The organism is Ectopseudomonas composti (genome assembly GCF_900115475.1).
Classification (GTDB): Bacteria; Pseudomonadota; Gammaproteobacteria; order Pseudomonadales; family Pseudomonadaceae; genus Aquipseudomonas; species Aquipseudomonas composti.
Genome location: NZ_FOWP01000016.1, coordinates 61,385 through 74,027, shown reverse-complemented (window position 1 = coordinate 74,027; position 12,643 = coordinate 61,385). Strand labels below are relative to the sequence as shown.

The 12,643-nt window shown below is 63.5% G+C and carries 13 protein-coding genes; 2 read left to right on the top strand and 11 right to left on the bottom strand.

Features of this window, described 5'->3' with window-relative positions:
- Window positions 1–62: 62 nt before the first annotated feature.
- Together BM059_RS22455 and BM059_RS22450 are read right to left on the bottom strand one after the other, a co-directional pair.
- Window positions 63–602, bottom strand: coding sequence for a mechanosensitive ion channel family protein (locus BM059_RS22455; protein ID WP_036999782.1), 540 nt, complete (start codon window positions 600–602; stop codon window positions 63–65).
- Window positions 602–2,515, bottom strand: a complete 1,914-nt coding sequence (locus BM059_RS22450; RefSeq protein ID WP_074941414.1) for an ATP-binding cassette domain-containing protein — start codon at window positions 2,513–2,515, stop codon at window positions 602–604. The genes BM059_RS22455 and BM059_RS22450 overlap by 1 nt, the downstream gene beginning before the upstream one ends.
- Before the next feature lie 50 nt (window positions 2,516–2,565).
- Here BM059_RS22450 and BM059_RS22445 point away from each other — a divergent pair, with 50 nt between their 5' ends.
- Window positions 2,566–3,009, top strand: coding sequence for a TIGR02444 family protein (locus BM059_RS22445; protein WP_074941413.1), 444 nt, complete (start codon window positions 2,566–2,568; stop codon window positions 3,007–3,009).
- Here BM059_RS22445 and BM059_RS22440 read toward each other — a convergent pair.
- Entirely contained in the window at window positions 3,006–4,052 is a 1,047-nt protein-coding gene (locus BM059_RS22440) for an AlgP family protein (RefSeq protein ID WP_074941412.1), read from the bottom strand. The two genes, BM059_RS22445 and BM059_RS22440, sit on opposite strands and share 4 nt — an antisense overlap.
- Before the next feature lie 136 nt (window positions 4,053–4,188).
- On the opposite strand from BM059_RS22440, the gene BM059_RS22435 reads away from it, so the two are divergent.
- Window positions 4,189–4,836 (top strand): FKBP-type peptidyl-prolyl cis-trans isomerase, encoded by a 648-nt coding sequence (locus BM059_RS22435; protein WP_036999788.1) that lies wholly within the window; start codon window positions 4,189–4,191, stop codon window positions 4,834–4,836.
- A 188-nt stretch (window positions 4,837–5,024) separates the two neighbouring features.
- Here BM059_RS22435 and BM059_RS22430 read toward each other — a convergent pair whose 3' ends face one another.
- The 8 genes from BM059_RS22430 to BM059_RS22395 all read right to left on the bottom strand — a co-directional run bounded on the left by BM059_RS22430 (window position 5,025) and on the right by BM059_RS22395 (window position 12,463).
- Complete coding sequence (locus BM059_RS22430; protein ID WP_036999791.1) at window positions 5,025–5,498, bottom strand: Rsd/AlgQ family anti-sigma factor; 474 nt, start codon at window positions 5,496–5,498, stop codon at window positions 5,025–5,027.
- Window positions 5,499–5,809: 311 nt separating this feature from the next.
- Window positions 5,810–6,301: a disulfide bond formation protein B gene (locus BM059_RS22425; protein ID WP_036999793.1), complete on the bottom strand. Its 492-nt coding sequence runs from the start codon at window positions 6,299–6,301 to the stop codon at window positions 5,810–5,812.
- Window positions 6,302–6,452: 151 nt separating this feature from the next.
- Window positions 6,453–7,700, bottom strand: a complete 1,248-nt coding sequence (locus tag BM059_RS22420; RefSeq protein WP_074941411.1) for a heme biosynthesis HemY N-terminal domain-containing protein — start codon at window positions 7,698–7,700, stop codon at window positions 6,453–6,455.
- Entirely contained in the window at window positions 7,697–8,827 is a 1,131-nt protein-coding gene (locus BM059_RS22415; RefSeq protein WP_074941410.1) for a uroporphyrinogen-III C-methyltransferase, read from the bottom strand. The genes BM059_RS22420 and BM059_RS22415 overlap by 4 nt, the downstream gene beginning before the upstream one ends.
- A gap of 12 nt (window positions 8,828–8,839) precedes the next feature.
- Complete coding sequence (locus BM059_RS22410) at window positions 8,840–9,610, bottom strand: uroporphyrinogen-III synthase (protein ID WP_074941409.1); 771 nt, start codon at window positions 9,608–9,610, stop codon at window positions 8,840–8,842.
- Window positions 9,607–10,545 carry a hydroxymethylbilane synthase gene (hemC, locus tag BM059_RS22405; protein WP_036999799.1) on the bottom strand — a complete coding sequence of 313 codons (939 nt, stop codon included), beginning with the start codon at window positions 10,543–10,545 and terminating at the stop codon, window positions 9,607–9,609. The genes BM059_RS22410 and hemC overlap by 4 nt, the downstream gene beginning before the upstream one ends.
- 92 nt (window positions 10,546–10,637) lie before the next feature.
- The gene (locus BM059_RS22400) at window positions 10,638–11,384 is read right to left on the bottom strand and encodes a LytR/AlgR family response regulator transcription factor (protein WP_036999800.1); all 747 of its coding nucleotides are present in this window, start codon (window positions 11,382–11,384) and stop codon (window positions 10,638–10,640) included.
- Window positions 11,381–12,463, bottom strand: coding sequence for a sensor histidine kinase (locus BM059_RS22395; protein ID WP_036999801.1), 1,083 nt, complete (start codon window positions 12,461–12,463; stop codon window positions 11,381–11,383). The genes BM059_RS22400 and BM059_RS22395 overlap by 4 nt, the downstream gene beginning before the upstream one ends.
- Between the last annotated feature and the right edge of the window lie 180 nt (window positions 12,464–12,643).

The following is a 12,643-nucleotide window of genomic DNA, read 5'->3' as shown; positions in this document are numbered from 1 at the left end:
GAAGCTGAAATCAGGAGAAGAGCGACACAGCGTACTCCTGCGTCTGCGTCTCGACCAGTGACTCAGCGCCAGCGCCGTACCGACTTCTGGAAGAACAGGCTGTTGGGTACCTGCAGCACAGCACCGGCCGCGTCTTCGCTGAGATCCAGCAAGGTGGTGTAGAACAGGTTGATGGAGATCACCCTGCCCTTCACACCCGGCTTGTCGGCGCTCTCGATGACCTCGACGGTGTCACCCAGGCGAAACGGGCCCATGGTGAAGATCAGCAGCGCGCAGAACATGTTCGACAGCACACTCCAGATGGCGAAGAACGCCACCGCAGCGACAGCGGTGAAGCCGGTCAGCGCCGTCCACAGTACGGTCGCCGAAACGCCCAGGCGCTCCAGCACCATGAGCAATGCGCTGCCCATGATCAGCCAGCGCACCAGACCGCGCAGCGGCTGCAGCACTTCTGCCGGCAGCAGGCTGTAGCGCGCGCCGAGACGGCTGATGGCGCGGGTAAGAATGCGCTGGGCGATCCATGCCAGCAGGATAATCAGCAGTACCTGGCCAGCGCGAATCAGCGGATCGCGCCAGGCTGCCAGCAGTTCAAGCTGTTCCATTACTCGGCTTCCTCCAGTTGCTGCTGCAACGCCTCCAGGGTTTCCAGCGCCAGCAGCCAGGCTTCCTCCAGCTCGGCTTCACGGGCCTTGAGCTGCGCCTGTGCGGCCAGATGCTCGCGCAAATCATCCTTGCGCGCGGCCTCGTACAGAGCGCTGTCGCCCAACTGGGTTTCCACGGCAGCGAGCTTTTCCTGCACCTTGCCCAGCTCCTGCTCGAGCTTGTCGGCCTGCTTCTTGTGCGGTGCCAGTTGCTGACGCAGCGCGGCGGCGGCCTGGCGCTGAGCGCGCTTGTCGGTCTTGTCCGCGGCACCCTCAACCGGCGCGCTGGACGGTGCCTGACGCTGACGGTAATCGACCAGCCAGCGTGCATAGTCGTCCAGGTCGCCGTCGAACGGCACTACGCGACCTTCGGCAACCAGCAGGAACTCGTCGGTGGTGCTCTTGAGCAGATGACGATCGTGAGAAACCACCACCACGGCACCGGCGAACTCCTGCAGAGCCATGGTCAGTGCCAGGCGCATTTCTAGGTCGAGGTGGTTGGTCGGTTCGTCGAGCAGCAGCAGGTTGGGCTTGCCCCAGGCGATCAGCGCCAGGGCCAGGCGCGCCTTCTCGCCACCTGAGAAATTCACCACCGACTCGTCGCAGCGCGGGCCACGGAAATCGAAGCCACCGAGGAAATCGCGCAAGGTCTGCTCGCGCTCACTCGGCGCCAGACGTTGCAGGTGCAGCAGCGGGCTGGCCTTATCGTCCAGCGCATCGAGCTGATGCTGGGCGAAGTAGCCGATCACCAGGTTCTCGCCACGGGTCAGGCTGCCGCCCAGCGGTTGCAGCTCAGCCGAGAGGTTCTTGATCAGCGTCGATTTGCCCGCACCGTTGGGGCCGAGCAGGCCGATGCGCGCACCCGGCACCAGGCTCAGTTTGACTTGCTGCAGCACGGCCTTGTCGCCATAACCGAGGCGACCTTCGCTAAGGCTGAGCAGCGGCGTGGAGATCTTGTCAGCCTCGCGGAAGACGAAGTCGAAAGGCGAGTCGACATGCGCCGCGCTCAGCTCTTCCATGCGCTCCAGGGCCTTGATCCGGCTCTGCGCCTGACGTGCCTTGGTGGCCTGAGCCTTGAAGCGGGCAATGTACTTTTCCATGTGCGCGCGTTGCACCTGCTGCTTCTCGTACGCCTGTTGCTGCTGCGCGAGACGTTCGGCGCGGGTGCGCTCGAAGGCTGTATAACCACCGCGGTACAGGGTCAGCTTGCGCTGCTCGACATGGGCGACGTGATCAACCACGGCATCGAGAAAATCGCGGTCGTGGGAAATCAGCAACAAGGTGCCGGGGTAGCTTTGCAGCCAGCCTTCGAGCCAGAGAATCGCGTCCAGATCCAAGTGGTTGGTCGGCTCATCGAGCAGCAGCAGATCGGACGGACACATCAGCGCCTGGGCCAGGTTCAGGCGCATGCGCCAGCCGCCGGAGAAGTCGCCGACACGGCGATCCATCTGCGCGTTCTCGAACCCCAGGCCGGCCAGTAGCTTGCGTGCACGGGCGTCGGCGGTATAGCCATCGGCGCTGTCCAGCTCACTGTGCAGCCGCGCGATGGCAGCGCCGTCGTGACTCTGCTCGGCAGCGGCCAACTCGGCCTGTACGCGGCGCAGGTTGTGGTCGCCGTCGAGCACGTAGTCCACCGCCAGTCGATCGAGGGTATCGACCTCCTGACGCATATGGGCGATGCGCCAGTCGCCAGGCAGCAGGCAATCGCCGGCGTCTGGCGTCAGCTCGCCACGCAACAGGGCGAACAGGCTGGATTTACCGGCACCGTTGGCGCCAATCAGACCGGCCTTGTGACCGGCGTGCAGGGTCAGCTCGGCGCCTTCGAGCAGGCGTTGCGGACCACGCTGTAGAGTGAGGTTCTGGAGTCGGATCATAATGGCGGCGGAGTCTATCAGTTTCGCCCCGAAATCGCCTGGGAGGCCGCGTGCAGGATCTATGGAATTTCGCCGTGCAACTCTATGCTCGCCCGGGCGTGGAAAGTGCCTGTCTTCAGCTGCAGGATTCAGGCTGCGACGTCTGCCTGTTGCTGACTGGCGCCTGGCTGGAGCAGCGCAGCATTCCTTGTCGGGAGGATTATCTACGCGCCCTGTGCGACCTGGCGCAGCCCTGGCAGCAGAACGTCGTCATGCCATTAAGGCAAACGCGCCAGCAATGGCGAGCAGCGGCGAGCCAGGATGCCGAATTGGCGCCCCTGCGCGAGCAGCTCAAACGATTGGAACTGGAAGCCGAACGACTGTTGTTGAAAAGACTGGAAGCACTGACCAGGGAGTGGCCTAGCGAGAACGCGGGCAGCGGCTGGCTGCAACGCCTTGCCGGAAGTGACAGCGCCGCGCTGCAAGTGCTGCGCGGCGCCGTTGCCACTGGTTAGGACGCGTTCGACGTACCTGGAGCAGCGACGCCATTACTGGCCGAGGCAGGCGCCGGAGCGGCCGCTGGAGCAGCAGGCGCTACGGGAGCAGTCGCGGCCTTGGCGGGGGCTTTCGCAGCAGCGGGTTTAGCCGGCGCCTTTGCAGCGGCTGGCTTGGCGGCAGCAGGTTTAGCTGGGGCTTTTGCAGCAGCTGGTTTGGCAGCGGCCGGTTTGGCCGGCGCTTTTGCAGCGGCTGGCTTGGCAGCAGCAGGTTTAGCCGGCGCCTTTGCCGCAGCAGGCTTGGCGGCGGCCGGTTTAGCTGGAGCTTTTGCAGTAGCAGGCTTGGCGGCGGCCGGTTTGCCCGGCGCTTTTGCAGCGGCTGGCTTGGCAGCAGCAGGTTTAGCCGGCGCCTTTGCAGCAGCAGGCTTGGCGGCGGCCGGTTTAGCTGGAGCTTTTGCAGTAGCAGGCTTGGCGGCCGCCGGTTTGGCCGGCGCTTTTGCAGCGGCTGGCTTGGCAGCAGCGGGCTTGGCTGGGGCTTTCGCAGCGGCAGGTTTAGCAGCAGGCTTGGCTGGTGCCTTCTTAGCCGGCGCCTTGGCCGCTACCGGCTTCTTCGCAGCGGCGGGTTTGCTGGCAGATTTAGCGGCAGGAGCAGCCACTTTCGCCTCTCGTACCGACAGCGCCTTGCCAGCGGCTTCCTTCACTTTGCCGACGCCCTGGGCCAGCTTCAGGCTTTCCTGAGCATCACGCTTGAGCTGAACGATATAGGTGCGGGTTTCGCTCTGGCTGCCCTTGAGAGCATCGAGCAGCTCTTCCAGCTCGGCGACTGCATCCTTGGCCTTGGCTTGCGCCTTTGCCTTGCCGGCAACGGCGGCGTCCTGCAGCTTGCTGCGGGCCTTGTGCAGTTTTTCCTGCGCTTTGCCACGCTGCTTCTCCAGCTTGGCGAGCAGTTTCTCGGCGTCGATCAACGCTTGCGAGCAGGCGTTTTCCAGATGTTCGAGCAGGCTGGCAGACAGTTGGTGCAGCAGGTGCAACGGGGTAGTGATGGACTTCTTCTTAGCCGACATGGCGCGCCTCCAGGCGGATGTGAACGCGCCCATACTAGACGCAGCCGCGAGGCCTCGCCATAGGCCTTTTGGCCACAACAGCAAAGGCACTGCTCGCCTGGCATAATCGGCAGCATTTTGATAGGGAGACATCGTCATGAGCCGCGCCGTAATCGCCGCCCTCGCTCTGTGCTGCAGCCTGGGCGTGCAGGCCGACCAGCATCAGCAGGACCTGGCCTACAGCCTCGGCGCGCGCCTGGGTGAACGCCTGCACGAAGAGGTGCCCGACCTGCCACTGAGCGAGCTGCTTGAAGGCTTGCGCCAGGCCTATGAGAGTAAGCCCCTGCGACTTGAGTCCAGCCGTATCGAGCAGTTGCTCGACGAGCACGAAGCGCGCATCGAAGCCTCACCACAGCGCCATACCAAGGCCATAGAAGCCGAGCAGCGCTTTCTCGCCGAGCAAGCTCGTCGCCCACATGTGCGAGCGCTGGCCAATGGCGTGCTGGTGACAGAGCTCAGCGCTGGCAGCGGCCCCAAACCTACTGCCCGCAGCCGCGTGCAAGTGAGTTACCGCGGTGAGCTGGCCGATGGCAGCGTCTTCGATGAAAGCAGCACACCGCAGTGGTTTCGCCTGGACAGCCTGATCGCCGGCTGGCGCAGCGCCTTGCTGCAAATGCCGAAAGGCGCTCACTGGCGCCTGGTGATTCCATCGGATCAGGCTTACGGGGAAGAGGGAGCGGGCGATCTGATACCACCCCATGCACCACTGGTGTTCGATCTACGCCTGCTCGAAGTGGCCGACTGAAAACCAGTCTGCCGGCTCAATGCCCATCAGATAAGGTTGCAAAACGGCCTTGCGTAGGAGTCCCGCCACGGGGCGAAGCTGTTCAATTGCGCGCAGCCCTGATTCGCGGCGGGGCACCGCACCTACAAACTTGATGCAACGACTGATGGGCAATGGTCGGATTGCTCCGGGCCATTGCCAGCACAAGCTCAGAGCGCTTCGGCGGCCTGTTCCTGATGGGAGTTGTGCAGCACTTCGATCAGGCAGTCTTCCAGTTCGAAACGCTCGTGCAGCAGTTGCCCCAGATGATTGAGCTCTGCGACAAGCGAGGTGCTGTCACGGCAATCACCGTTATCGCAGTGGTCGTTGAAGGCCAGCGCTACCGCAGTAATGGCTTCGATACGCGGGTAGATCTGCTTGGCCAGTTCCAGACCACGCTGATCGTTGAAGGCCTTGGCCTCGTTGGTCAGTTGCTCGTAGACCTCGAAGTGCCCTGCTGATACGTAATCCACCAGCAGCTCGCAGAAGCCCTGCAGGGATTCGCAGTTGATGGCAGGTACCTGCGGCGCCTTGGTAAGGGCGGTGTAGGCCAGCACCAGTTCGCGGCGCTCACCCAGCCAGCGATCGATCAGCTGATGAACCCCACCCCAGCGTTCCTGTGCGTTCCGACAACTATCAAGCATGATGAACCTCGCTTCCCTTATCGCTGATGCCTGCTATACGCCCGTTCCCGAGACGTTTTTTATGGACTGCCATCCTTGGTAGCCATCCTTTTGGCCGTCGCTGCGCGACATTTAAAAGCCGACTCCGACGACTTTTTGTCAATCGGAACCTGATCCTCAGAAAACAACCGAAAAATGGCGTTTTTCCGGCGCTGTGTGCGAGCCAGATTATGCTCGTGGGCACACACCATCAAGGCATCGTGGCGAGATAATTTCATACGAGCGTTTAATCTCGAAGCCACGACCCACGAGGCTTTGTGCAATTCGCATTCTCAATCGCGACGCAGCAGCTGGAGCAAGCAGAACCCGAGCATGCCGATGAAACCCAGCAGGCTCCACTCGGGGATGCTCATGCCGAACAGCGTCCACTTCACCTCAGCGCAATCGGCGCTACCCTGAAAGACCAGACGCACGATGTCCTGCATCGGCAAGGCTTCCATCATGAACTCGAGACTCGGCAGACAGGCCTCGAGCTGATCAGCCGGCACGCTCTGCAGCCAGATCTGCCGGCCAGCAGTAGCAGCGCCGGCACCGGCGAACAGCAGCGCCAGCACGGCGTAGACACGGCGGCCTACGCTACCCGGCCCGTGAATCGCAGCGACCAGGCAGACCACACCGAACAGCACCACACAGATGCGTTGCAGCACGCACATCGGGCAGGGTTCCAGCCCGACAACATGTTCCAGGTAAAGCGCAGCCGCCATCAGCAGTACACAACCGATGAATGCCAGGAAAAACAGGGGACGCGGACTGGCCAAGTGCATGGTGGCTCCGGGAAGGAAATCGAGGGCAGTACGGTAGAGGAAAGCGAGGGCGCCTTTCAAGGCGCCCTCGTGCTCAAAGCAGACTGTTCATCATGCGGGAATGCCCCCTCGTCCGTGCGGCGGGCCAACCGCGGCAATCTGCCGCAAGCGTTCAGGCTGTCACACCCTGCGGCTGCGGCAGCGGCGGCAAGCCCTGATGCAGCAGGCCGAGACTCTCGAGCAGCAACTGATTACTGCGCTCCAGCTCGCCCAGTTGCGCCAGCAGACGCGCCAGCTCGGCACAGGTCTCCGGGTGACGCTCGATTTTCAGGCTGGTCTCGAAGTAGTCGCGCGCCTTACCCCAAAGCTGGTTCTGCAGACACAGGCGCCCCAGAGTCAGCAACAAGGCTGGGTCCTGAGGATGCTGCTTGAGCCAGAGTTCGGCCGTTTGCAGCTGACCGGCCGGATCGGTACCTCGCAGCACGCCATAGAAACGTGCCAGACGGCTGTCATAACCACGCTTGAGGGCGCTGCGCAGAACGGTCTCGGCCTCTTCCTGCGCGCCGAGACGCCGCAGTTGCTCGACATAGGTGGCGATCAGTTCGGGCTCCTGACGCAGTGGGGTGGACAACTGCTGCCAGGCCTGCGTCAGCGGCTGCAAAGCGGTCTCACCATCGCTCAGACCAGCATGCCCGATATCGGCCAGACGACCACGCCAGGTCTCACGCTCCAATTCGTCGAGCTCGGCGGCTGGCAGTGCTTTTTCCTTGCGCAGCTCAGGCAGCAGCCCAAGCAGCGCCGACCAGTCCTGCCGCTGCAAGTACAGCCGCTGCAGCTGACGCAACACCAGATGATGCCCCGGATGGCGCTCACGCATCGCCTGCAGGGTTTCCAGCGCGGCCTCACTGTCGCCACGATTGCGCTGCAGCTCGGCGTGGGTCAGGGCAATCGCCAGCTCGGCCTGCGGCTGCTTGCTCAATGCACGCTCGAGCAACGCGTCGCTCTGTTCGTGCTGGCCAAGCTTGCTGGCGGCTCGCGCGGCGCCCAGGTAATACATCAGCGGCCGATCATCGGCTTCGGCGGCGCGGGTCAGCTGACGCTGCGCACGCGCCCAGCGCCCTTCGGCCAGATCCTGCATACCCTGCTCGGAGGCCAGGCGCACGCGACGATTGCGATGCAAGCGCGACCACGGGTTGGCCAATCGCGTCGAGCTGAGCAACAGGCGTAAGGTCCACTTGATCAGGTAGTACAGCACCACGACGACCACCAGCAGGCCAAGGAACGCCCACAGGCCGGACTGGTAACGGAAGCCCTGGTAGGCGAACAGCACATAGCCGCGATCAGCCTCAATGGCCAGACTGAGCAGATACAGTCCGGCTGCGAAGGCCAGCAGTAGCAGAAGCCAGATCAGGCGTCTCATTGCGCCTCCTTGGCCGCGGCGGCCCCCTGCCGACGTTGCGCCTGTTTACGTTGCAGGTAGGCCTGTAGCGCGTCGAGCGACTCGTTCAGGTCAGGCACCTTGACCTCGATGCTGGCGTCAGCCAGTTCGCCGAAGCGCTGGCGCAGCGCACGACTGTCTGGGTTGTCCAGATTGAAGTGGGCATCGAGAATTTCTTCGGCCTGCTTCAACGACTGCTGGTAGACACCGGTCTGGCCATGCAACGCTGCCCACTGTGCCTGCTCGATCGCCAGCGACAAGCTCAGCCGGACCTGCGACAGACTTTGCCCGGACAACAGTGGGCGTACGTTGCGATCAGCATCGAATTCGATACGGAAATAATCCGAAAGCTTCTTCACCCACTCACTCCACCAGGCACTGCCATCGCCTTCGGCTGCCAGCTCAGAGAGCACATCACCCTGCCCTTCGAAGGTCGGCGCCAGGGGATTGAGGGTCGCCGCCTGCTCACGCAGGGCACCCAGTTGCAGGAACAGGCCGACACGATCCGGACGCGCCGTGGTGCGCAGTGCTTCCAGGCTACGGCTGAGCTGCTCGCGGGCAGCAAAGGCCGCAGGGTCATCCTGTTCACGGAGAATTTCATCGGCTGCCTGTACCAGCGCCTCGGCTGAAGCAACATCCTGCAGCGCGGACAATCTCAAGGTGGCCAGTCGCAGCAGGTGCTCGGCTTCATCCAGGCGCCAATCCTGGCGGCTGCCATCGAGCACGCTTTCCAGACGCTGGCTCATGCGCTGTTGATCGTTCTGCAGGTTGGCCAGCAAACGACGGCGCTCGTCCAGTTCAGTTGCGCTGGGCAGGGCGGACAGGCGGGAATCCAGGCGCTGGGCCAATTCATCCACTTTCTTCGCGCTGTCGTCGCGAGTGCGCTGCAGGTCTTCAGCCTGCTGCTGGTCCCGGCTCTGCATGTCGTGCAATTGCCAAAGGCTCCAGCCACCAGCACCGGCACCTGCCAAACCGATCAGCAGGGCGAACGCGGCGAGGCCGCCGCCACCGCTGCGTGGTGCCTTCGCCGGTGGCGGTGCTGGCGTGGGGTTCACGGCTTCGCTGGCCGGTTTTTCTTCTGGCGTGTTCGGGGTGGATGCTTCGCTCACGTATCCGTCCTTTTAGAGGGCGGCAGCCGGAAACTGCTCCAAGGCTGCCTGCAAGGCCGCGGCACTGGCGCCACGACAGTCCACAACGATCTCCGCACCCGCATTGCGCGCCTGCTCGGCGACGCGCGGGCTGGGTACGAACAAGGGTAGCCGAGCCAACGCCGGCCAGTCATCGCCGGCGAGCTGCAGCAGATGTTCGAAACCCTGTCCACTGCTGACAACCAGGCCGTTCAGGCGTTCCGCTAACACCCGCCGGTTCAGCTCACCCACCGCGTACTGCGGCAGTACACGGCGATACAGTGGCAGATAGTCGACTGTCACACCTTGGCCGCGCAAGCGCTCGGCAAGGAATTCTCGGCCACCTTCACCACGCAGGATCAGAACTCGCGGCGCAGATGCCGCGGCAATAGCCTGCTGTAGCATCGGCAGAGCGAGCAGCGCTTCGCTGTCATCGCCCGAGTCAGGGAAGTGCACATGCAAGCCGTGTTCGGCAAGCACGGCTGCAGTGGCAGCACCGACGCTGAACCAGGGCAGATCGGGTGTCGGCGCCGCATATTGGGTCAACAGCCGCAGGCCAATCCGAGCCGCCGGCTTACTGACCACGATCACCGCACTGTAGCGTTGCAACGCGGCGAAGGTGCTGCGTTGCTGCGGGGTCTCATCCAGCGCTTCGATGGCCAGCAGCGGCATGCAGTGGCTGGCGACGCCCTGTGCGCCCAGGGCCTGCGCCAGCGCCGCACAATCCTCAGCAGGACGAGTCAGCAGCAGGCGCCAGGCGCTCAAGAGTGACCAGCCTCACCGTAGACGGCCTTGAGAATGGCATCGGCCCCCTGCGCTAGCAGCGCCTCGGCGACGCGCACGCCCAGGGCTTCGGCATCACCGCTGGCAGCGCGCTCTTCAGCGCGCAGCAGCAGGCCGCCGTCAGGCTGGCCAACCAGGCCACGCAGCCACAACTGGTCATTCTCGAGCAGGGCATAACAGGCGATAGGCACCTGACAGCCGCCATTGAGGTGCTTGTTCAGTGCACGCTCGGCGGTGACACGTAACGCAGTCTCACGATGATGCAGTGGCGCCAGCAGGGCATGCACGTCAGTGTCGGCGCTACGGCACTCGATGCCCACGGCGCCCTGGCCGCCAGCCGGCAGGCTGTCCTCAGCACTGATCGAGCTGCGGATGCGATCCTCGAAACCCAGGCGAATCAGACCGGCAGCAGCGAGGATGATGGCGTCGTACTCGCCAGCATCGAGTTTGGCCAGGCGGGTATTGACGTTGCCACGCAGGAACTGGATCTTCAGGTCCGGCCGGCGCGCCAGCAACTGGGCTTGGCGGCGCAGGCTGGAAGTACCGACCACACTGCCAGCAGGCAGTACATCGAGGCTGTCGTAGGTGTTGGAGACGAAAGCGTCGCGCGGGTCTTCACGCTCGCAGATGCAGTACAGACCCAGCCCTTCGGGGAAGTCCATCGGCACGTCCTTCATCGAGTGCACGGCGATATCAGCCTGGTTTTCCAGCAGTGCGGTTTCCAGTTCCTTGACGAACAACCCCTTGCCACCGATCTTCGCCAGCGGTGCGTCGAGCAGCTTGTCGCCGCGGCTGACCATCGGCACCAGGCTGACCTTCAGGCCGGGATGGGCCTGCTCCAGACGGGCTTTGACATATTCGGCCTGCCACAGGGCCAGGGCGCTCTTACGGGTGGCGATGCGAATTTCGCGGGACATGGGGCAATTCCAGAAAACGGATTGCCGCGAATAATAACAGGCTCGCCCGACGCCGGCAGAAGGAGGCGGCCATAGGCCGCAGCCGGCGCCCGTTAAAGCGCCTGCATCAACTTGCGCACACCCGCCACGTGGCGACGGCTGACCACCAGCGAATCGCCCTCGAGCCCTTTGAGGAACAGCTGGAAGTGTCCGAGCGGCGTGCGCTGCAGACGCTCGATACGCTCGCGGGCGACCAGGGCATTGCGATGAATGCGCACGAAGCGATCACCGAACTCGTCTTCCAGTGCCTTCAATGGCTCATCCAGCAGCACTTCGCCGCCTGCGTGGCGCAGGGTCACGTACTTGTGATCAGCAATGAAGTACACCACGTGATCCAGCGGAATCAGCTCGATACCCTTGCGGGTCCGCGCGCTGATGTGGGTACGCGGGCCGCCGCCGGTCTCCGCCGCCGGCCGGGTCAGGGCCGCAAGTTGTACACGGTTGGGCCGTTCGGCTTTTTTCAGCGCTTCGCTCAGGCTCTCGGGGCGCACCGGCTTGACCAGATACCCCACCGCGCTGACCTGGAAGGCTTCCAGGGCGAACTCGTCGTGGGCCGTGCAGAAGATCACTGCGGGAGGCGCTTCACGCTCGCACAACTTGGCAGCGACCTGCAGGCCGTCGAGGCCGGGCATGCGGATATCGAGCAGGACCACGTCCGGCTTGAGGCTATCGATCAGGGTCAGGGCTTCCTCGCCATTGCTGGCGGCGGGCTCCAGGACCCGGTAACCCTCGAGCTCACCGATCATGCGGCTGAGGCGCTCGCGGGCGAGGGGTTCGTCATCGACGATCAGGACATTCATATTGCTCTGGCTTCCTGCGTGAGTCTCGCACAAGGATAGCGTAGACAGCTGTAATGACGGCCGTCACGGCGCTCCACGCTGAGACTCGCGCGCGGCCCAAAAAGTGCCGCCAGGCGCGCATCGATATTACTCAGCGCTTGGTGCGTTCCCCGCGACGGGTGCTGCTCGCCCCGCTCTTCATACGGATTGCTGACACACAAGCTGAACACACCATCCTGGTAATCCGCTTCGACCCGCACCAGGCCACCTTCGATACGTGGCGCGATGCCATAGATCAGCGCATTCTCCAACAGAGGCTGCAGGGTCAGCTGGGGAATCGGCAGATCCTCCGGCACACCTTCGACCTCCCACTGCAACTGTAGTCGCTCGCCGAGCCGATAGTGCTCGATCGACAGATATCGTTTCGCCAGTTCCAGTTCCTCCTTCCACGGCACCAGCGTGCCAGGTTTGGCCAGGCTGGCGCGAAACAGATCGGACAGATCCAGCACCGCCTGCTCGGCCTTGTATGGATCAAGCGTGACCAGGCTGGCAATGCTGTTGAGGCTATTGAACAGAAAGTGCGGGCGAATCCGCGCCTGCAACGATTCGATCCGCGCACGCAGCTCGGCCTGCTCCTGCCGACGCCATTGGCTCTGCAGATAGAAATAGCGTAGCAGCAGTGCAGACATGATCAGGCTGATCAACGCATGGCGTAGATAAAGATTCACCTCACCACTACGCGGCAGCGGCCCGCCCAGGTCGTAATAATCGGCCACGGCCGTGCACCCCAGGGCCAGCAGCACCACCAGAGCGCTGCACAGACAGCCCGCCAACGCTGGGCGCAGGCGCGCCAGCAGGGGTCGCAGGCGACAGAGCACGGCAGCCGACAGCAGTACGATCCACTGCACGAACAGCGAGGTCAGGGCCAGGCGTACCCAGTCGAATCCCGGCGTCATGGGTTCGGCGAGCACCAGCACCAGTACCAGCAGCTCGGCCAGCAGCACCATGCTCAGCAGCGCTTCTGGCTGGCACAGTTCCGGGACGAAGAAATCGTCGATGGCCACCTTGGGTTTGTTCTTGGCAAGCGATTGTGTGTGCATCGACGCAGTTTCCGTGTCGCCCTGCTAGCCGGCAAGCCAGACGGCACCGGCCGGACAAAATAAAGCACCGAAATGCCGCCTTCGCGATAGATTTGTGAAGCAACCGACAACACCGCCCCCTGGCCGACGGCGAATGCGGCGCGGCGAAACGCCTGCCGACCCTGTTATTATCGACGCACT